The sequence below is a fragment of the Paenibacillus sp. FSL F4-0097 genome, from assembly GCF_038593125.1.
Lineage (GTDB): Bacteria > Bacillota > Bacilli > Paenibacillales > Paenibacillaceae > Paenibacillus_AQ > Paenibacillus_AQ odorifer.
In genome coordinates this window covers 897,242-918,989 of sequence record NZ_CP151965.1, presented here as the reverse complement: position 1 = coordinate 918,989, position 21,748 = coordinate 897,242, and the positions used below count along the sequence as shown (strand labels likewise).

Annotated in this window: 14 protein-coding genes; 5 read left to right on the top strand and 9 right to left on the bottom strand. The window is 44.8% G+C overall.

Going from position 1 to position 21,748, the window contains the following annotated elements; all coding sequences use genetic code 11:
• Window positions 1–148: 148 nt before the first annotated feature.
• On the bottom strand, window positions 149–5,203 hold the full coding sequence (locus MHH86_RS03970) for an S-layer homology domain-containing protein (RefSeq protein WP_081384452.1): 5,055 nt from the start codon (window positions 5,201–5,203) through the stop codon (window positions 149–151).
• Window positions 5,204–5,763: 560 nt separating this feature from the next.
• Window positions 5,764–10,110 (bottom strand): S-layer homology domain-containing protein, encoded by a 4,347-nt coding sequence (locus tag MHH86_RS03965; protein WP_051491364.1) that lies wholly within the window; start codon window positions 10,108–10,110, stop codon window positions 5,764–5,766.
• 168 nt (window positions 10,111–10,278) lie between these two features.
• Here MHH86_RS03965 and MHH86_RS03960 point away from each other — a divergent pair, with 168 nt between their 5' ends.
• Window positions 10,279–10,404, top strand: a complete 126-nt coding sequence (locus MHH86_RS03960; RefSeq protein WP_051491363.1) for a DUF4023 domain-containing protein — start codon at window positions 10,279–10,281, stop codon at window positions 10,402–10,404.
• A 98-nt stretch (window positions 10,405–10,502) separates the two neighbouring features.
• Here the strand turns inward: MHH86_RS03960 and MHH86_RS03955 are convergent, their stop codons facing one another.
• The gene (locus MHH86_RS03955; RefSeq protein ID WP_036684919.1) at window positions 10,503–11,207 is read right to left on the bottom strand and encodes a hypothetical protein; all 705 of its coding nucleotides are present in this window, start codon (window positions 11,205–11,207) and stop codon (window positions 10,503–10,505) included.
• 186 nt (window positions 11,208–11,393) lie between these two features.
• Complete coding sequence (locus MHH86_RS03950) at window positions 11,394–11,915, bottom strand: GNAT family N-acetyltransferase (RefSeq protein WP_036684918.1); 522 nt, start codon at window positions 11,913–11,915, stop codon at window positions 11,394–11,396.
• A gap of 169 nt (window positions 11,916–12,084) precedes the next feature.
• Here MHH86_RS03950 and MHH86_RS03945 point away from each other — a divergent pair, with 169 nt between their 5' ends.
• Window positions 12,085–13,680 carry an AMP-binding protein gene (locus MHH86_RS03945; RefSeq protein ID WP_036684916.1) on the top strand — a complete coding sequence of 532 codons (1,596 nt, stop codon included), beginning with the start codon at window positions 12,085–12,087 and terminating at the stop codon, window positions 13,678–13,680.
• Window positions 13,681–13,768: 88 nt separating this feature from the next.
• Here the strand turns inward: MHH86_RS03945 and MHH86_RS03940 are convergent, their stop codons facing one another.
• Window positions 13,769–14,347, bottom strand: a complete 579-nt coding sequence (locus MHH86_RS03940; RefSeq protein WP_036684915.1) for an SMI1/KNR4 family protein — start codon at window positions 14,345–14,347, stop codon at window positions 13,769–13,771.
• An 11-nt stretch (window positions 14,348–14,358) separates the two neighbouring features.
• Window positions 14,359–14,796 (bottom strand): HEAT repeat domain-containing protein, encoded by a 438-nt coding sequence (locus MHH86_RS03935; RefSeq protein ID WP_036684913.1) that lies wholly within the window; start codon window positions 14,794–14,796, stop codon window positions 14,359–14,361.
• Between the two features lie 227 nt (window positions 14,797–15,023).
• Here MHH86_RS03935 and MHH86_RS03930 point away from each other — a divergent pair, with 227 nt between their 5' ends.
• The 3 genes from MHH86_RS03930 to MHH86_RS03920 are packed head-to-tail and all read left to right on the top strand — an operon-like array spanning window position 15,024 to window position 18,076.
• Window positions 15,024–15,524, top strand: a complete 501-nt coding sequence (locus MHH86_RS03930) for a DUF4358 domain-containing protein (protein WP_036684911.1) — start codon at window positions 15,024–15,026, stop codon at window positions 15,522–15,524.
• 6 nt (window positions 15,525–15,530) lie between these two features.
• Window positions 15,531–16,916 (top strand): MBOAT family O-acyltransferase, encoded by a 1,386-nt coding sequence (locus MHH86_RS03925; RefSeq protein ID WP_036684909.1) that lies wholly within the window; start codon window positions 15,531–15,533, stop codon window positions 16,914–16,916.
• 20 nt (window positions 16,917–16,936) lie between these two features.
• Window positions 16,937–18,076, top strand: coding sequence for a DHHW family protein (locus MHH86_RS03920; protein WP_076142145.1), 1,140 nt, complete (start codon window positions 16,937–16,939; stop codon window positions 18,074–18,076).
• 193 nt (window positions 18,077–18,269) lie between these two features.
• Here the strand turns inward: MHH86_RS03920 and MHH86_RS03915 are convergent, their stop codons facing one another.
• The 3 genes from MHH86_RS03915 to MHH86_RS03905 all read right to left on the bottom strand — a co-directional run bounded on the left by MHH86_RS03915 (window position 18,270) and on the right by MHH86_RS03905 (window position 21,668).
• Entirely contained in the window at window positions 18,270–19,640 is a 1,371-nt protein-coding gene (locus tag MHH86_RS03915) for a HAMP domain-containing sensor histidine kinase (protein ID WP_342479646.1), read from the bottom strand.
• Window positions 19,641–19,662: 22 nt separating this feature from the next.
• Window positions 19,663–20,310 carry a response regulator transcription factor gene (locus tag MHH86_RS03910; protein ID WP_038568790.1) on the bottom strand — a complete coding sequence of 216 codons (648 nt, stop codon included), beginning with the start codon at window positions 20,308–20,310 and terminating at the stop codon, window positions 19,663–19,665.
• Between the two features lie 86 nt (window positions 20,311–20,396).
• Complete coding sequence (locus tag MHH86_RS03905; protein ID WP_036684904.1) at window positions 20,397–21,668, bottom strand: cellulase family glycosylhydrolase; 1,272 nt, start codon at window positions 21,666–21,668, stop codon at window positions 20,397–20,399.
• Window positions 21,669–21,748: the final 80 nt, after the last annotated feature.

The following is a 21,748-nucleotide window of genomic DNA, read 5'->3' as shown; positions in this document are numbered from 1 at the left end:
AGCTTCGCTGCTTGTCATTATGAATAAAGTATAGCATGAGGTGCTTCCTGCCTGTGGCTGGTAAAAGCTTGCATTCCTCCGCTAAGCAAAGACAGTCTGCCCATGGAGCAAAGGGCTCCTTGGGCAGACCGGGGTGGGACTATATAATCTACCGGATGTAATTCAAGATGAACTGCGCAGCCTCGGCACGGGTCGCCAAGCCACCGGGTACAAAATTCCCGTCCGTGCGGCCATTCACCAGACCCAGTGATGACGCAGCATTCACGCTGTCTGCCGCCCAGGCTGCTACCTCACCGGAATCGGTGAATGTTGCCGGGGCTGAAGACTGAAGCGCTCCATGCTCCAGTACATAGGCACGCATTAGCATAGTCACAATCTCCTGGCGGCTGATGTTCGCACTCGGATCGAAGTGTTCAGCAGTGCGCCCGCCTACAATACCTGCCCGGACCAGACGCGCCAGGTCCTGCTCATACCATACACCAGATGGCACATCACTAAATTTCAATTCCGCCTGAGCTTGCAGTCCCAGCACGCCAGCCAGCAGCTTCACAAATTCCGCTCTTGTAATACTGCGGGCGGGCTCAAATCCATTTTCGGAAGTGCCTTGTATCAGATGTTTAGCCGCCAGCTGGCGGATAGTGTCCGCAGCCCAATGGGTAGACGGAACGTCAGCGAAGGATTTATTGTACTCCAGCACAGCCAGCCTGCCTGTTCCGCTAAACTCTCCTAGCAGGAAGCCATTCGCGTATACTCCGCCGAGATAGGTAAGCGAACCCCCTTCAGCAATAGCATATAAACCAAGCAAATTAGTATTATAATCCGTATTTGCTGCACTCCATTGTATGGTTACTGGTTTGCTGAAGCTTGGAAGACGGTTAGATGTACCATTCCCCGCGATGATGCTCAGATCAAACGTCATCCCCGTACCCCGCAAGACCACCCCACGCTCTGCTTTCAGTGTGCTCATGTTCAAAGTTTCCGGGCTGAGCTTCACCTGAATCTTGCTGCCTGAAGCTTGAGCTTCATTAAGCAGCGCCTTCAATTGCACCAGCAATTCCGGCGCAATACCAAGTGTGGTGCCCGAGGCGGCCAATTCAAGTTGACGGATCCCTAGCAATTCACCTGCATTTACAGGCAGCTCGATAGCTGTAACGCCTGCCGGCACATTTACCGTCACTTTTCCGTTCTCAGTAGATGTACTGAGTGCACTTGCTGGAACAGTCAATGTTGCACTAGTCGGACTTGGAAGCGGCGTTGCTGTCGCTGCCGGAGTCGTTCCGCCAGTTCCCGTACCTGTCCCTGGAGCCGATGTCGGCTGCGGTGTAGATACAGGAGTATTGTGGACCTCCAAATCAATAATCCCGCTCTTTTGAACAGCCGTATAAGGGCGGCCATTCAGTATTTTGGTGTTGGTGACTACGGCCGTGTATTCGCCGCTGTCTGTTTCTTTTGCAGAAGCAATCGTATAATCACGCTCCACAGCGCCTTCAACGGCCTGCCCGTTTTTCAACCATTGGTAGCTTAACTCGCCATAAACTGCAGAAGCCACTACGGCAAAAGACACCTTATCACCTGCAACTGCCGGATTCTTATCTACGCTATAAGCGGTGATAATTGGCGCATCCGGTGCCGGATGTACTGTCACCGTAAGTTCATTACCGGTTCTTGTTGACGGTTCCGTTCCCTCTTTTCCAGTCAGAACCACACGGAACTGCGTACCGCTGTCTGCTTCAGAAGCAGTAAATGCGTATACCGCCGAAGTCACGCTCTCCGCCACAGTCCATTCCTCTGCGGTTGCTGCCTTCGTCTCCCAGTGAATCGATTCCACATCCCCGCGGATCTGTACGAACAGCTTCACCTCTTCACCGGTAATGACATCAAGTGCAGATGGAAGATCGGTTATGAAATCAGGCGCTTCCCATGGTGCTTCAGCCGGAGTTACGTTAAGTGTGTACTCTGCTTCACTGCTGTCACCAGATTCATTGGTGACGATGACCTTGTACTTATCGCCATCCATCACTGTAGTCAAAGCAGGGATAGTATAGGAGGCGGACACTCCCAACGCATCTCCATAACCGCTGCCCGTGTCCGCATACCAGGCATAAGTCAGCTGCCCTGCGCCAGTGGCAACTGCCATTAGTGTCGCGGACGTATTTTCACGAAAGGAGCCTTCCCCTACGATCTGCACCTTTGGAGCTTGCAAGGCCCACTTCGCCTGCAAGTTCAGCTCACCGGTTATCAGATCTTCGGCAAAATTCCATCTTCGCGCACCTTCTCCTTCTCCAACATACCAGCCTTCCAGGTCATAACCCTCTCTGTCAATGCCCGTAGGCTCCAAGAGCAAAGTGCCATATACAGCCTCGGCCACAGTATTTGCTGGCTCACCCCCATTAGCATCAAAGAGAACGGGATAGCTTCCTTTCAGATAGACCGGTTTGGAGCGGTTGCCTGCATAATCCTCCATCACCACATGCACTACTTTTGCCGTCGAGGTGAAGCTTAAGCTCGCCTTAGTTGTCCGTCCACGGATAATCATCGGCTTATTGCCAGAGCTATACGTTGTGGCAAAAGATTTCGCATTCCCATCCTCATACACATACATATACCGCCAGTCTCTGGTATTCGGCATCGGCAGATTCAGCTTACCGTCCGTCCAGGACCATTCTTCCGCGTAAGGTTCCGCGACCGTGTCGATGAACCGGCCGCTGACCGAGACTGGATCGGTGTTGCCTGCGGTAACGGTGACAATGTAATCATCGCCGTTTACCGGCATCCCCGTGAACAGCGCAGTGCTTGCACCTGCCGGGACAACCACTTGCTGTGACACCGGTTCGGATGTCGTAATCCAATTCAAAGACTGCACTCGAACGGTAATGTCACCGGAAGCTTGGGCGGAGTTCGTCCAGTTCACAGTCAACTCCCCGTCCGCGCTTGAATCCACCTTCACTCCGGAAACCGCCGCATCCAGATCAAAAGCCAACGATGCCGCTTCACCCTCCACTCCATCCGCACCCACTGCAACCACTTTAAGGGTTCCAGATTTCACCGGGAGATGCTTCAGATAGAACACCTCATCGTATTTGCCGCCCATAAATACATCATTCACGTACACATTATATTGCTTGATCTTAGTGTAATCGGGATCTAGCTTCCACTTCACAACCATTTCACCTGTATCTGTAAAAGCTTCCGCAACTGTTAATTCCGCAGGAGCTGCGGGCTTTACGGCAGACCCGTCATAAACGCGCAGCTGTCCGACGTTCATCTGGTAGGTGGACGCTGTTCCTTGCCCGGGATCGAAGACCAGTCCAAGGGCTACAATATTATGACCCGCGTATGCACTCAGGTCCAACTCCTTTGTCACCCAACCTTCCGAGTGTTGACCACTGTTTGGAATAGCGACCTCTACTACGGTATTCGGATCATCAGCCAGGATGAGTCCCACTTCCATCGCCGAAGCATCCGTGGCAGATGGCTTGTTGAAGCTGATCGACAGCTTGGAGTTGCCGTTGACCTCCAGCTCTGTTTTGTACAGACGCAAGAAGTTCTTCGCATTCAGATTGCCGTTCACCACCAGTGAACTGCCACCGTTATACGCACCGATCTGCTCATAGTTGTAACGGTTTGTACCCGCAAGGTTGTACTCCGGTCCATAATCAAAATCTACAGTAAGCTTATTGCCAGCAGTATCCTGCCACCACTGCCAAGTCACTGGGATATCCTGCAGGCTCATATTAGACCACTCATCCGGGTTCGATATTTCACCGTTCACGGAATAGGACAAGCCCTGTCCAGTGTTAAAATTGGTATAAAAGTTCTTGTCCTTAATTACCGAACGCTCCGCAATGACGGAGGAGATTCCCGGCCAGTAACGGTTGTCGGCATAAACATCGGAAACGGTATTGGTTGCAGATTTGACCGTATTCTTAGGGTCCACGTTCGGGCCTGACCACCATAGCTGCTCACGCAGTTTTGTCATCCATTGGTAGTCATTTTCGGATCTGTGCGAGACCGGGTAGGACAAGTTCATATCCTCATCCAGACCGGCATGAACAAAGTCCGCACCGAGTGTAGCCAAGCTGAGCCGTGGCAAGCCATTGCTGTCCAGCTTGTTCATCAACGCTGTTCCGTTAACGGACTTGAACCGGTCGCGGCCTGCTTCCAGCCCTGCAAAACCAACGTCAAACAAGTTGTAGCTTGTTCCCAGACTGGCATTCAGATTGCTTAAGTAATTAGCCGCGTTGGTAATCTGTGTATTGCCAGCCCCGTAGTCGAAGAAAAACGAATTGGAGACGGGTTCCTTGGTGCTTTTATCCACTAAAAAGGAGATATTGGTATCATTAATCGTCCGGGCGAACGCATTAGCACCGGTATTGGTGTTCAGAGAGTCATACCACTGTACATATAGGCCGCCCTCTTGCAGCACCTTCATAAAAGCGATGTAATCGGGGATATCCTGGGTCGCGACATTCGGATTCATCTCTTCCTGATTTACAAAATAACCGTCAAACCCGAAATATCCGGCCATCTCGATCAGTTTATCCGCCACCGGAAAATTACCATTCTCGTCTTTAACTATCATTTGTTTGTACGTCTGCTGTCCACGGTCATTATTGGAAAAAAAGATTCCCGCCAATGACAGCACGCCGTTCTTATGCGCTGCATCGGTGTAGGTAGGGTTCGGGATATTCAGCATGCCGAATTCGAACCATTTTTGCTGCCAGTCCTTCTGGGCCAATTCATCATAATATTCCGGCGGGGTGTACGCAGTTGCTGTACCGTGCCAATAGGAGTAGTAATCAATATATTGCCAAAAGTTAAAATGATACTGCGCAAACTTGTTCGTATACGGCGCGTTCTCAATAAAAGCATTCCCGTAGTCGCCAGCAACGTTGATCATCTGTGTGTCTGCGCTAAGCGCTGGGTTAGCTTGGGTTGCAGCAAATGGGGCATTCCGCTTCTGCAGCGGCACCCGCGATCTCAACAGCTCTGCATCCGGATCAGTTGCCGGACTCCAGTTCGCAATATGGCTGCTCGTATATCCATGTACATTAGGCTGATTGGCACCCGGCGCACTGTCTCCTGTAAAAGGCCACGTATCGCCGGCGTAAGCCGTTAGGGGAAGTCCTGAAACTAGCAAAGCTGCCGCCAGAACAGCTGATGTCAGCTTACGACGCGCCTTTTTACCGGTGTGAAGGTTCATTTTCCACTCTCCTCGTCCTGTAGTTGTTTCGGTTACTCTCATCCATGAAGCGTAATGTGTGCTCAGTATATCGCCGAACAGCAAGTAGATTACTTCTGTTATCCCGTCCCTCTGCCGCTCCTACCCTCTTCTGCCTGCACATTCTGTATCCAACCACATATGTGCAAGCGCATTCATATTTGTCGGCACCCCCCTGTCTTACTTTGATTAGTCCACCCTAATCTAACCCAGATCTTTCCTTACAAATAGCCGCAAAATTAAAGATATGCTGGATAAATTAAAGATTATCGCGCCAGCAGGGATCGATATCCTGGCAATGAGTGGGTTGTTAAACATATGTTGGTTGAAAATATAAAGAGGATAAAGAAGCGTGGCCTCTTTTGCCTCTTATCTCCGCCACTCCGCCGTATTCGCTCAAATCAGAGGCACTTTTGCCCCTCTTTCACGCCACTCCGCCGTATCGCCGCCCTCCCTCAGACTACCCAGCTACGAAAAAAAGATTGTCTCTCCGTCATCAACGATGACCTTGAGGCAATCTTTTTTCAAACCATCCGATTTAGTTACTTTCCTTGCTTCTCAAGCAAGTTCAGAATGATTGTTACTGCTTCGGCCCGGGACGCTACCTGGTTAGGTGCGAAACGGTTTTGTCCTATGCCATTCACAATGCCCGCGTCTGCTGCTGCCGCAATATATGGTACTGCCCATGCGGGTACATCCTTAGCATCATTGAAGGTTAAGGTCGCTTTTGGATCTACTGTAATGCCCAGAGCCCTAACAACCATAACTGCTAATTCAGTGCGAGTAAGCTCCTGCGTAGGACGGAAGGTACCATCGTCATAGCCGCTGATAATTTGCAAAGCTACTGCCTGAGCTACAAAGGACTTAGCCCATGCCGGAATCTTCGCTGAATCCTTAAAGCTTGAAGTGTTACCACTGTCCGGCAATTGCAGGGCACGAGCCAGCATAGTGATAAATTCAACCCGATTTACTTTCTGATTAGGACGGAAAGTATTATCCGGATAACCGCTAACGAAGCCTCCTGCTACTGCCTTCTCAATAGCCGCTGCTGCCCAATGGCTGCCAGTATCCGTCAATGATGGTTTGACTACTGGCGTTGCAGATGGTGTAGGCACCGTTGTTGGTGCTGGTGTAGCTGTTGGTGCTACTGTTGGCGTTGGTGTTGCTGTCGGTTTTGTTGTTGCCACTGGACCTGTTGATGATCCTGTTGTTGGTGCTGCTGTTGGTGCTGTCGTTGGCGCTGTTGTCGGTTCCGTCGTTGGCGCTGTTGTCGGTTCCGTTGTCGGCGTTGTTGTCGGTTCTGGTGTTGGATTTACTTCCGGATCTGCTTCTTTAATAATACCGAACTCTTCCAGAACGTACGGTTTAGCATCATTAATATTCTGATCGATCTCATAAGATACAGCTGTTAATTTACCAGCATCTACAGTAATACCTACAAAGGTCTGAACTTGACCGCGTTTTGGACGCGTAGCATCACTTGGGTCCGGTCCGTATTTAGCTGCTGTATTCTCATTTGCTACTTCGAAGAGATTATAGTACGCATCTCCCAATTCTGGTTTCATGTTCTTGTAATAAACCTTCGCTCCCGCTGTAGCTGGGATCAGATAGATCGTTCCATCTGGATTTACTGTGTACTCTACAGTTTGACCATTGAAGCTTTCCTTGATCTTCACTGTGTCTGCCGCAGTTCCATCAGCTTTAATTGGCTTGGTCCGGGCATAAATATGGTCGTGTCCTTGAAGAACCAAGTCAATGCCCAGTTCAGCCATCATTGGAGCAACCTTCGCTCTTTCTCCATTTGTACCCATAATGTCTTTGTCAGTAGCATGGTTAGAGGTTGTGTATGGACCTTTATGCATAGCTACGATAATCCACTTCGCACCAGCAGCCTTCGCTGCTTTTACGTCAGCCTTCATCCAATCCAACTGTGCTTGGCTGAAGTTAGCAAATTCATCGGAATTCTCATTTGTATTCAGGACTACAAAGTGAGCATTGCTGTAGTCATAGGAATAATATGCTCCAGTTTCTGTTGCAGAGCCCGGTGCTTCCTTAATATTGTAGTGCTCATAGAAGGCATTTGCCTTATCCTCATGATTCCCCGCAACAGGCACGATGGTCGTGTTAAGCAGGGTATCCTGCGAATGACCAAGCAACCAATTCCATTGTGATTCATTAGTTCCGGTATCTACGATATCTCCGTTAATCGCCACAAACTCAGCATTCGGGAACGTCGTAAGTGCTTTTGCCATCGTTTCACCGGAAAGAATCGCTTCATCTTCGGTCTTAGCCTGTGTATCAGCCAAATCGATGAAAGTAAATGCTCCTGTCTTAGCGGCAGTTTCAAAAGTTCCCACTGCACTCCACAGGCCTAGTGCTTTATCACCTACACGGAAGTAGTATTTTGTATCAGCTTTCAGGCCAGAAGCTTCCGCTTTATGAACTAATTCATCCTTTGAATTTCTGGAAACCGCCGAACGTCCTGTAAACTCAGCAGCCTTAGCAAAGTCTGGAGTAACGCCCGTATTTTCTACAACCTGCAGATCGTTTCCAGTAGACTTCAACGCTGTGTACCAAGTGAATCCTTTTGCACTCACTGGATCGCCATTAAAGGTAACTGTAACTTTTTTAATCGAATCCGTTGAAGCGATAGCAGCTTCTGAATTTGTTCTTTCACTTACAGCTTTGATAACAAATTGATAGGTTTGGTTTGGATTAGTATTTTCTACAGTGTAAGTATAAGAAGTTTTACCTTCTTCATTAGGAACACTGACCATCCAATTTGCGGATACCAGATCATTTTGCTCATAAATTCGATATCCAGACACTGGTGCACCGGAAGCTGGCGCATCCCAAGTCAACGTTATTTTACCACCATCTGCTGCAGTAGCCTTTGCATTTTGCACAGGTTTAACTGCTACTTCCGATTTATGAATGCTGTAGTTATCATACAAGTCTGTAGAACCACCAGTTGTTGTGGTGTAGGCTTCGTAAGATAGCTCATCATTCGTTACCGTCATCCCCGTGAACATTTCCTTGCCAGGCTGTCCGTATTTAGCTGCAAAAGGGAATGTTCCTGAAGCTACGTTGTATTTCTTATTGCCCGCTGCATTTGTAATCAGGTATAAAGTACCCTTAGGATCAGTTACTACTCCGTTTGAGTCCGGAACAATATCCGTCAATGGCTTGTTGTTGTACATCTGATAGCTTCTAGCAAAGGTGTGGTCATGCCCGCCAATTACCATGTCGATACCAAGCTCATCAAACACCTTCGTTAATTGCGCTCTGTAAAAGAGTACATCTGTATCATTGGTGTGATTGGCAACGGAATAAGGAGATTTATGCAGAAGCACAACCTTCCATTTCTGATTGCTTTTTGCCGCTTCGCTCCGAAGCCACTCCACTTGTTTATTGTAAATTTCGTTATTCTCAAGATTCGAGCTTGCACCATAATATTCTGTATTAATTACCATAAAGTGCGCTGAACCGTAGTCAAAAGAATATACAGAACCATCAGGTTTCGCACCTGTATTCGATACATTCGGCAAGTTAAAATGAGAGCTATAATTGCTATAATTTTTGCTTTCATGGTTGCCTACCAAAGGCACCAACGGAATATTCGCTAAAATATCCTTAGGCTTATTGAAAAACCATCCCCATTGCTCCTCAATATCACCGTTATCCACCAAATCACCAGAATTCAGAATAAACTCACTTTCCGGGAATTTAGCTAATCCTTCTTGAAGGGTATGATTCCAGATATCAAAATCTTCTTCAGTTGTTCCTTGGGAATCCGTTGTATATAGGAATTTAAAAGCTTGGTTGCTGGAACGTTCTGTCTTAAAAGTTCCTACGTCGCTCCAATTATCAGCTTGTCCATCTCCAGCACGGTAAGCATATTCCGTTCCCGGCTGCAGATGATCCGCTATTACCTTATGGCTGGTTAGCACAAGTGGTTTTTTAGCTGATTTATCCGCTTTTGTCATATACACACTAGTTGTAACGGATGTTCCTTCATACAATTGAGCTCCTGCCGCTGGAAACTGGCCATTCTCCAATTTAGAAGCTTCTACCACTTCCAGTTTGGTGCCAGTCACACTTTCAGGTGCATACCAGTTAAATCCCATACTAGTCTGCGGGTTGCCATTAAAAGTAATTGCGATAGAATCTGGCTTCCCAACTCCAGGTTCTACTGTCTCCACTACAGGATAAGCAATCAGGCTCATATCCCAATAAAGGTCAGAGCTAGTGTCTCCCGTCTGGTGAACTTCAGCTGAAAGCTCATTACTTCCATCCTTCAGATTGGCTTTTACGATTTCCGTTAGGTCAACCTTTGTATACTCATTTGGATCACTGCCATTAGTTGTACTAAGTGTCTGATAGTCGATTTCACCAGCTGGCATAGCCTCGCGGTAGATTTCTGCACCATTCAGATACAGCACAACTCCGTCATCAAATGCAAAATTACCTAATACTTTATCCGATTCCGTAATCTCTTCCTTATTCACAGTTACATTTGTCCGGAAATAGGAAGTACGATATTTCTTCTTTTTATCCGAGCCGTAGCTTATATTTGTATTCAGAGCACCAAATTGCTTGCTGCTGACTCCGGCCCCAGAATCTTTATAACCAAGCGGCGCTTGGCCTGATGCCCATGTAGAATCATCGTAAACAGACCGCCATACCGAACCTTGATCCGTTCCGTTATCTAGATATTTCCATGTAGAATTGCCCGCCAGTAGTGTAATTGGCTCTAGCGTTTGTAATTGCAGTAATCCAGCATCCTCATTGCTGTCTTCTGCAAAAGCTGGCATTCCTGTAAATGTAAGTCCCAGTACCATAACGAAGGCTAGTGTCATGGATACTGCTTGTTTAAATAACCTGTTCATAATCAGTCTCCCTTACTGTTATTATGAAATGCTTGCATCCATTCATAGTAACTACTAAATATTTTCACAATGTACGGATTAATCCACTAGTTTGTAAAAACGGCTTGTGTATTTAATCAGGCAAAAGTGGTTACAGTAACGGCAAGGTTATGATCAAGGAGGACAAACATGGATGATACTCAAGCTTTTGTAGACAAAGTACACGACACCCAGAAGAAAGCAGAAAAGAACAAACAGAATCACGGTAAAGGAACACCAAGCCAAAAGCTGCCTAATAAACAGCACAGTAAATAGAACACGCGGACACGAAAACAAAAAAAGCAGCAAGCCCTCCCGGATCGGAGTGACTTGCTGCTTTACTTTTTGTAAATTGAGCTTTGCTTTTAAAGGAGTTATTTACTCCATTTCACCACATTCACTGCTACCTTCTCTAATTGCGCCTTGCTCAAAGCCTTGTCTGGAGAACTAATCGTCACAAAACGATCATCCAGTTTATAGGTCAAAAACAATGAATCGCTGGTAGGGCTGTACCACTTAGCTTCTGTACCATTGGAAAGCTTTATGGTATCGCCTTTGTAATCATAGGAGTAGTCACGTGGAGAAACGTTCACCCTCATATGGTTGAACAAAAAGTACACTCCATCTTCAGAGCTAGCTGCCTTTTGATAAGCGTCTCCACTCACCATTTGTGCTGGTGCATAAACCGTTTTAAACCCATCGAAATTTGCAAAAGCTTTAGAAATTTGTTCTTTTTGAGCGTTGCTGTACTGTACTGGTGTTAATGTATCTTTATCCGGCACCACAGTTCCAGTACCCAGAATGACCTGATTCGCTGCCGCATCAAAAGTCACTGGCACCTTCAACACATCAGCCAAGGCACGTACAGGAAGATAGGTTGTATTGTTATAAGTAATCGGAGCTAATGTGTTACCTTTATTATCAACAGGCGTATAAGCTGCACCATTCACTTTAAATCCAATGCTGTGATTAAGATATGCGGTGATTTTTTGCAGCTTAGTTCCCGCGTACACACCAGCTGAACCTGTGATTGCCATCCCAAATACCATCGTTGCTATAATGAACTTTTTACTTTTCATATGTTATGCCTCCTTAGAAGATCAATCTCGGTTTTTACTTTAGCTCAAGTTTTAAAAGAATATGTCTCTAAGTTGTATTTAACTTGTACCCAATTTGTAAAGAAACTATTCATCTGGAGCTCTGGTTTGTATAAAAAAAACAGCAACCCGCTTATCCCATAAGGATTTAACGGATTGCTGAGAGCTTTAACCTTGATACGGAGTTGTAACCTTATACACTTCTGAATATAAAATTTCTCTATAAAGTTGGAATTCTTCTTCATCAACAGGGTTAGGGTAAGTCATAATTAAGAGTGGTAAGTCTTCATTTCCTTCACGCAAAGGAGGTTGCACATAATCGTAAGGGTTCAAATGAAAGCCCAGCCGCTCATAAAAGCCAATTCTCCGCTGCTCCATTTCACCCAGTGGCCGCTCAACTTCCAAAAGGACAGGCTTGTTAGATAGACTGATGTATTCAGTCATCAGCTTTTTGCCAATTCCTCCGCCTCTAATGCTTGGGTCGACTGCTATATGTTCTACAAAACGAAAGCCGGGAAACTCCCAGCAGGCCATAAAAGCAACAATTTTACCCTCAGAGTTCATCTCGGTAATGAGACGATAATCTGGAACGTCCAATAACTCCTGTTGTCCCTCAAAGGTTCTGATCTCAGAAGTAGGAAATGAGGCTTCCATAATAGCGAATATTTCATCAAAAGTTGTGTGATTCATAACATAAGTTCTCACTTTCTGGATTTGTGGTCTATTATAAGTATACCTTACACATATTATCTTAACCCGAAATTCATTAAGAACTCAAGGTACTAGTACCTGGTACTAGGATAACGTGATATACTAAATAGAACAGTTATACACATCTTGTTTGATATAGGAGAGGTTCATATTGGATAATCAGCAATGGATCGCACCTGAGTTCTACAATCTCACTTCGGAAATGGAAAGCCATGCTCCTGAGAAGATTGCGCTTAAGTGGTTAAATGAGCAAGGAGATTATGAGGAAATTACTTACGGTGAATTACGCAAACAAGCTAACCGGCTGGCCGGAGGACTTGCGAAGCTTGGGCTGCAACAAGGGGATCGTGTTCTTGTTATGGTTCCACGCCGCATCATCGCTTATGTCATCTATTTAGCTTGTCTGAAACAAGGACTTGCCATCATTCCATCCTCAGAAATGCTGCGTGCCAAAGATTTATCCTACCGCCTGCGCCATTCTGAAGCCAGAGCGGTTATTGCTTGGTCCGAAGTAACCGGGGAAGTTAATAAAATCTCAGAGGATCTTCCTGCTCTCGATTACCGTCTTTCCGTATCTGGCAGCTCAGACGAACTCGGTGAAGGCTGGCTGGATCTAGAAAGTCTGATGGTTGGCCAACCAGATACCTTCACAGCAGTCGCAAGCCGCCGGGATGATATGGCTATTCTCGCCTACACCTCAGGTACTACCGGCAACCCTAAAGCGGTCGTTCATAGTCATGGCTGGGGTTATGCTCACTTGCGGATCACCTCACCTCAATGGCTGGATATTCAAGGATCTGACACCGTCTGGGCAACAGCAGCTCCCGGCTGGCAAAAGTGGATCTGGAGTCCCTTCTTAACCGTTCTTGGCAACGGAGCTACAGGTTTTGTATATAGTGGATCCTTTCATCCCAAAAAATATTTGCAGCTATTGCAGGATCACAAAATTCAAGTATTATGCTGCACCCCAACGGAATATCGTCTAATGGCTAAAACAGAAGACTTAGGTCGTTACGACTTGTCTACCCTGCGTTGTGCAGTATCTGCTGGAGAGCCATTAAATCAAGAGGTCATTAACACCTTTCAGCGTGAGTTCGATATCACAATCCGTGATGGGTACGGCCAGACGGAGAGCACCCTAATTATCGGAACACTCAAAGATACTCCAATACGCATTGGTTCTATGGGTAAATCAATCGCACCCGGCTTAGTCGAGGTTGTGGACGAAGACGGTAAGCCACTACCTGCTGGAGTGGTTGGTGATATTGCCGTACATTTGAGTATGCCAGCCCTGTTCCACACTTATTACAAAGATCCCGGTAGAAAAGAAAGCTCCACACACGGCGAATTCTTCATAACCGGCGACCGGGCAAAAAAAGATGAAGATGGTTATTTCTGGTTCGAGGGCCGTGGGGATGACATTATCATTAGCTCAGGTTACACTATCGGTCCTTTCGAGGTAGAAGAAGCATTGATGAAGCATGCCTCCGTTAAGGAATGTGCGGTCGTAGCCAGTCCAGACGAGATCCGTGGGCACATTGTTAAAGCATTTATCGTGCTCAAGGATGAGATTGTTGGTTCACCAGAGCTTGTAAAAGAGCTGCAATCCCATGTTAAAGAGTGGACAGCCCCTTATAAATATCCGCGCAAAATCGAGTTTATTCAGGATCTTCCGAAGACGACCTCCGGTAAAATACGGCGAGTAGAGCTTCGTGAACAGGAGAACCAAGCTGCGCAGGAATAAACATAGCCATAAAATTCACCTTATTAAAAAATAAAGAGCAGCTAGTCCATAAATGGACTGCTGCTCTTATTTATTTGGCATCAGGTCGTTACTCGGACCAATATTTCGCATCCGGGTTCAGCGACGCGCCAACTTCGCCTTCTAATACTAAATCGCAATCGAGGTAGCCCTCTTCATCCAGGAAATAAACCTCCTGCTTGTAGAACTCGCATAAGGTCTCCAAGAATTTATCGGGCGAATCATACATCACAATTAAATCGCCGAAATCATGAAGCAGGTCACATACCTGTTCCACGCCATCGGCAGACTTATAATAACAAATGAAATCACTGCCATAGTTCGTTAAGATAGGCAAGATAACTCCATCAGGATGTTGACCTTTTTCCTCCAATATCCCAGCTAATACCTTCATCTCCTCTTCATATTCATCCATATGAATCAGGCGGTACCCTGGAATAAATTCGATAAGGCTTGGTTCCTCTTCCTCACTGCTTGTCCCTGAGACAGTGCTATAAATAGCTTTCAGCAGTTCAGGAGTCTCCAGCAAAACTGCCGTAATCTTTGCTTCGTTACCGCCCTTGCCCAAGCTGGCAATATAATCAGGGCGTAATTCTGCGGACAGCTTAAGGTATTCTTGAAATTGTTCTGTCAATTTATTGGTGTGCATATTGTCATCCTTTACTTATTCGCAGAAGTCCACATCTTCATCAGCCATGTATCGAAGTCAGCGCCTTTTTCACCTTCATAAGCGTCGTACACGTCAACTCTCATCTTCTTCAGCTTCTCTTTGAAGTCCTCGTAAGAATGATCTCTTGGCAGGCTCTTTTTAATTCTCAGCAGGATCTTGGATACGCCTTTAACTAGTTCAGGCTTGTTCTTCGATGGCACCTTAACGTCTTCACCAAAAGCCTTCAGCTTAAGGTAAGCAGCTTCTTGAACTGTATATACAGGATCGCTCTCCATTAAACGCGTCAGGATATCGATAATTTGTTTGTGGTTGGTCTGTCCCAGCTCTTCAACTGCTTCTAGACGTGCTCTCCAATCCGCAGAGCGGTTGGCAGCTTTCTTTAATTCCTCATAATTCTCCGGTAGTTCATTGTTCAGTTCTTCGATCATTCCGTTCAATCCCCTTCTATTAAAAACTATCTATCTTACAGTAACAGTATAACCAACCATTGCGCAAGCTAAGAGAGGAAGATCTTTGCATGAATTCATGTGAATATCATATTTCCGCAAAAATATGGGTAAAGTATCCGAAGTAAGTATCCAGCGCAACATTCTATCGACTATATACGTTAGTAACTAGAGAAATTCAGACAATACATCAAGGAGAGTGACCTAAGTTGAAAAAGCATACCTTCATGCTAGCGTTAACCATTGTACTAAGTGTGGTGCTTGGCGCCTGTTCCAGCAACAACAGTAACAATGGAGCTGCCATTGAAACGAATCTAACTGCAAAAGAAATGGTCGATCAAATGCTGAGCAAAGTTGAGCAGCCATCATTAATGGAGCTTGATGCGGCTACAGTCGAACAGCTATATCATCTCAACCCAGAATTGCTTGAAGATTATAGCATTAGAATGCCTATGATGAATGTGAAAACTAACGAAATCGCCGTTCTGAAAGTTAAAGATGTAAAAGATATGACCACTGTTGAGGATGCAATTAAAGCGCGTGCAACAGATGTTCAAAAACAATTCGAAACCTATCTGCCTGATCAATACGAAAATGCCAAGAACTATAAACTTATTAAAAAGGGTAACTATTTCCTGTTCGTTATTGCTGATCCTGCGGATCAAGATAAACTCGTAGCAGACTTCGATACTTACTTCACAGAAAAATAAATAACCATGGTATTCAGCAGCCTACTTTTCCTATTCCTATTCCTGCCGGCTGTCCTAGCGCTCTATTATGTTTCGCCCTGGCGAATCAAAAACCTCATATTGTTTTTAAGCAGCCTGGTTTTTTATGCTTGGGGCGAACCTGTCTACATTGTAATCATGTTGCTGTCCACCATTACAGATTACAGCTTTGGTCTACTGCTCAGCAGACCAAAGCTGACTGCGGTGCAGCGCAAGTGGATTGTGGTTAGTTCCGTCATTATTAATCTAGGCTTATTGTCGTATTTTAAATACGCAGATTTTCTCATCCAAAATATAAATGGACTCCTCGGTACACATATTCCTTTAACGGATTTACCTTTACCTATTGGGATTTCATTTTATACTTTTCAATCCATGTCCTATATTATTGACGTCTATAGAGGAACTTCGAAAGCACAACGCAATTGGATTGATTTCGGTACATTCGTAGCGCTGTTTCCACAGTTAGTAGCAGGTCCGATTGTTCAATATAACACCATTGCCGGGCAACTACGTGAACGTTCGGTCGATATCCCCATGTTCGCAGAAGGTGTACGGAGATTCATAATCGGATTAGCCAAAAAAGTACTGCTCGCCAACAACATCGGTCTGCTCTGGCACACCATATCCAGCTCCAACCTAGATTCCCTGCCTGCTTTAACCGCTTGGCTTGGGATTATTGCGTTTGCTTTTCAGATCTATTTTGACTTCAGCGGGTATTCGGATATGGCTATCGGTCTCGGTCTCATGTTCGGCTTCCGCTTTAACGAGAACTTCAACAAACCTTATATCTCTCAGAGTATTACTGACTTCTGGCGGAGATGGCATATTTCCCTTAGCAGTTGGTTTCGTGACTATGTCTACATCCCGCTTGGAGGCAACCGCCGGGGGTTAGGCGTTCAAGTGCGCAACATCCTCATCGTATGGCTGCTCACGGGTATCTGGCACGGGGCAAGCTGGAATTTTCTGCTCTGGGGATTATACTTCGGGGTCATTCTTATCTTTGAAAAATGGTGGGGATTAAAGCTATTAAGCCACCTCCCCCGTTGGACAAGACATTTATATGCTGTAGTACTTATACTCATCGGATGGGTCTTATTCGCTTTTGAAGAACTTCCTCTGGTCATTGGCTACTTACAAGCGATGCTTGGCTTTAATGGACAGCCGTTATGGAATAATACCACTTTATACTTCACTTACACGAACGCGATTCTACTCGTGGTGTTAACCTTTGCCTCTACACCTGTGAAGCTCTCCAAGCGGATGGATTCTAGATCGGTTCCTGCTCTTGTTTGGTATGGCGTGTTATTTTTCCTATCTGTAGCCTACTTAGTAGATGCAACCTTTAATCCATTTTTATATTTCCGATTCTAACCATTAGGGGGTGATTGTTTATGAAGCTGAAGACGGATCGAATCCTGGTTGGGGGATTTGCTGCAACGTTATTTCTGGTCGCTATCCTTTTTTTCTTACTGCCTGTTCAGCGTTTCTCTGAGCTTGAGAACCGGTATTTGCAAAAGGCACCCCATCTGACATGGGACAATTTATTATCCCACACCTATGCGGAAGAGGCCGAAAGCTTTGTAACCGATCATTTTCCATTTCGGGCCAAATGGGTATGGGTGAAATCGGCGGTGGAACAGATGAGGCTGCAGCAAGAGAATAACGGAATCTATAAGGGAAAAGACGGCTATCTTTTCGAAAAATTTGCAGCACCTGATTACACTAAAGTTCAGCAATATGCAGCAGCTGTGAAACGCTTTGCCGATAACAATCCTGATGCAAACACCACTTTCTTATTGGCACCTACATCGGTTGGCTTGTACAAGGAACGTCTACCCTGGTTAGCTCCTGTCTACTCGCAAGCTGAGGTGAATCAAACAATAGCTAAGGATGTAGGAGATAGCCTTACTTTTATAAATGGATTTGATGTTCTTAGCCCACATGCCGCAGAACCCATTTACTATCGGACCGACCATCACTGGACAACCTACGGTGCCTACTTAGCTTATGTAGCCTATGCTCAAAGCATGGGCTGGCAGCCTCTGTCCCGGAGCGAATACCAGATTCAGACTGTGAGTAATTCATTTCTCGGGAGCTATCATACCCGGGGGCAATTTATCGGGGTCACACCTGACTCCATTCAAATGTACAAACCTAATCATGAGGTATCCACCCAAATGTACATTCAAGATACCGGTGAGACTTTAACAAGTATGTATGACCCAAGTTATCTGGCGAAAAAAGATAAGTACTCTTATTTCTTAGGGGGCGTACATGCGCTCATGAAAATTACCAGCCAGCTTGATCCAACAACGGTCAAACAGGAAAAGCTGCTCGTCATCAAAGACTCCTATGCACATAGCGTTATTCCTTTCCTGACTCAGCATGTGCCTGAAATCCATGTGATCGATATCCGTTATTATAATGGAAACATCAGTGATTATATGGCTCAAAATGACATCAAGGATGTCTTGCTGCTTTTTAATACAGCTACTTTTATTGATAATGCGGCGCTTTTGAAGCTTAATTAATGATATTGCGATGGATGCGGTGAAAAGACCTTTAATATGGTGTTGTGCGTAACTGCGGGAATGTTGGACTTTCGGTCGCTGTTGTCTCCAGATGTTTTTGATTTTACCGCTATCAGCGGATAACATCCGGAGACAGCTTATGCTTCCGATGCGAGCTTTCCTTCGGAAAGCTTTCAGGCGAACGCTAACGCTCCTACAGTTCCAAAATTCCCTCCTTAACTTCAAACCAAATACTAAAACTAATATATGAGTCCTCTAATCTGGACTCGTATTTCAGATCATTTTTGCCAAGAATCTCCGCGACGATGGACAGGCCAAGTCCAGTACCGGAGATTTCTTTATTTCGAGACTCTTCAATTACATAGAATGGGTCCCAGATATACGCTAAATGCTCCGTTTTTAGGCGAGTGGTTTTATTGGAGATCGTAAATTTTAATGTACGCGTAGTGTCACTCCGTAGTTTTATTTCAAAAAAATCCTCTTCACCATACTTAATGGCATTACTAATTAAGTTGTTGAATACTATCTCGATTTGGCTGATATCTTCTTCAACGATAGAGGATTCAAGCGAATGAAAGTCGCTCATTAAGGTTATGTTTTTATTTTTTAACGTAATATTATATTGTGAGATCACTTTTAGCAGAAGCTCTTTAAGATCAAAAGGCTCTTTATGCACTTCTGACTTCTGGATCTTGGACAATTTAATTAAATAATCCACCATATCCGACGTATACATCACTTGCTCCAAAATGATATCCGTATACGTGCCATCATCCAGACCGTCCTGAATGCCAATCGTATATGCTTGGATTAAGGATAATGGTGTTTTCACTTCATGCGAAATGCTTGAGATAAGGGTATTTAAACTTTGATTTTTCTCCTCCAATTTGGCATGGGTGCTCTTTAGACGCTGACTCATATGATTGATGCTTTTCGAGAGCTCTTCGATTTCATCCCCCGTTTGAATCGTCACTTGTTTAAAATCGAGATTGGATATATCCTTTGCGACATCCTGCAATTGTTCTAACGGTGTAATGATCTTTTTTGAAAAGTAAGCCACTAACAGCAAACTGATAATAATCCCCAGTAGAATGGAGTAAAAGCTGAATTGATTTACGAGGGTCAAGGCATCTGTATTGTGCACAACCACAGTTCCGATGAGGATCAGACTGCTATCCTGCTCGTATATTTTCGTTAACAGACTCGATTTCAATTTACCCTGATTAAATAAAAGATTAACCGTGTTGCCTTGTTTTACTTTTTGTAATACCTCATCTGTGATCCAAAATTTATTAAGTGCCACCTTATCTTTAAACAACGCAAATTGAATATTTTCGTTAATTTCTGCTGTACTTCCACTGTTTTCAACCCTAACAATCGTTACGTTATTATTGTTCTCGATCCTGCTTTCATTTTCCAAGAGTTGATCCAAACGGAGATCCTTTACTTCGTCATAAATGGTGTTGATCTTGGTTTTCATTTTGTATAGGTAATAATCTGCTGAGAAATAGTTGTGCAAGAAATAAGACGTACCAAAAACAATCAGCAAAATAATGCTCACCATGATCAATAACTTCGTACTTATTTTATGGATTTTTATCATGGAAGCTGTACCCCATTCCCCTATGCGTGATCACGTGGTCGGCCCCAATCTTATCGCGCAGCCTCTTAATATGCGTATCTACCGTTCTTTCTTCGCCCAGATAATCCATTCCCCAAACCGCAGACAATAAGGCATCTCTGGATAAAATACGCCCTTTATGCTCGTACAGGAAGGTTAGCAATTCAAATTCTTTTTTATATAACGCCAGTTCGGCCCCATTCTTGTACACTTTCTTCCGCTCAAAATCGATTTCTAAATCCCTAATCGCAGCCACTTTTTCAGTGCCTAGCATTTTTTTAATTCTAAGCATCAAAATCCTTGGGTCGAATGGTTTTCTTATATATTCATCTGCCCCTATATCCAAGGCACTGAATTCATCATCATGGGAAGACCTTGCGGTCAGCATTACAACTTTAGCCAAACTAACCTTCTTGATTTCATTACAGACCTCAAGACCGCTTCGCTTAGGCATCATCCAATCCAGCACCACAAGATCGATCCTATTCGAAAAAAAGAGCTCAAGCGCCTCCTCACCATCCGCAGCTGTCCAAACGTTATAGCCTTCTTTTTCAAAATAAGTCTTCAATATAGTGGTCATATGTTTCTCATCATCCGCAATTAAGATATTCAAAGTTTAGATTCTCCTTGCTGTAGTTATCAGAAGAAAAAGGCGAAATCCTTTACAGGTTTCACCTTTTCATATATTTTCATGCTACGCTATTGCAACTTCTCTAGTCCCTTCGTCAGTACGTTCCATATCGGGTTATCGACTGTCTTTCGATCAGGCTGTTCACCCTTCTCTATCGCTTCCCAATACTCCCAGGTTGGAGGCTCAATGCCAAGTTCATAATCCATGCCATCCCAAGTATCCTCCCGGAACGCATAAAACGCCCAGTGCCAGCCGTAATCATCAAAAATCGAGATTAAATCAGCCAAGTATTGATCTGCACCTTTTACAAGCCGGTTCGTGCCAAATTCTTCAGCGACAATACGATTAGCAGGGATGTTATTCTTTTCTGCCCACTGTGCGATAGGTTCTAGAAAATCCTTTAAAGCTTTCTTATTAAATGCTTTTTCCGTCTTCTCCTCACCTACTTTAACCGTTCCAGGATATTCATAGGTTAAGCCTTTTTTCTTATTTTGGCTGGTGAGTTCGTAGGGTTCATACATATGAAAAGCATATAATACATTCGCATCATCGATGGGTTTCAAATATTTAAAGGCCCATGGTGTAGCATACAGACCAGAATTGACGATAATAGGGGTTTCCGTATCTACGGTTCGAATCGCTGTCACAATAGTCTCATATAAAAGATTCAAATCCGCCGGAGTATTCTCCACTGAGCTATACCATTCGTTGTAATCCTCTGTCCAAAAATCATTAAATCCAGTAGCTTGTTCAGGATGTGGCTCATTAATAAGATTATAGCCGACCACCGCAGGATGATCTTTTAATCTTTCCGCAAGATCCTTCCAAAACGTTGCCGCTTGTTCATGATAACTGAAATCCTTCCAGATTCGATCATCATTTGTATAATTATTAAACTGCCGCCACCGATCTCCGGGCAGACTAAGGGCTGTCAGCACTACTTTTGAACCCCGCGCCTCAGCTGCATCCAAGTCTGCTTTTAACGCTGTAAAATCATCCTCAACAAGCCCCTCGTATTTATCTGCATTCCCTATTAAAAAGTCTTTATCTGGAGTAGCATCCGGTTGATCGTTAAACAGAAAATCACTATCTTTTGCCCATTTATCTGGCGCAAGTCGAATGAACTCTATATTATTTTCTTTCGCCGCATCATAATTTTCGGGTATAGATTTGGAATTCATGAAATTTGTTCCTTTTCGCTGTTGATCCCAGAAAGCGATCTTCTCATTGACCTCTTTCTTTACCTCCTTCTCCGGTTCATGATTTGCTTGTGGTGTTGCTGCACTGCATCCTACGACTGCCAACAAAATCAATACGATAAATCCTTTAAACTTCTTCATTCTCTCACCTCGTAACCTATCGTAGCCAATCTCTGTTACAAGAGTGTCACAAGAGAAAACGAGACAAAAAAAGAGATATT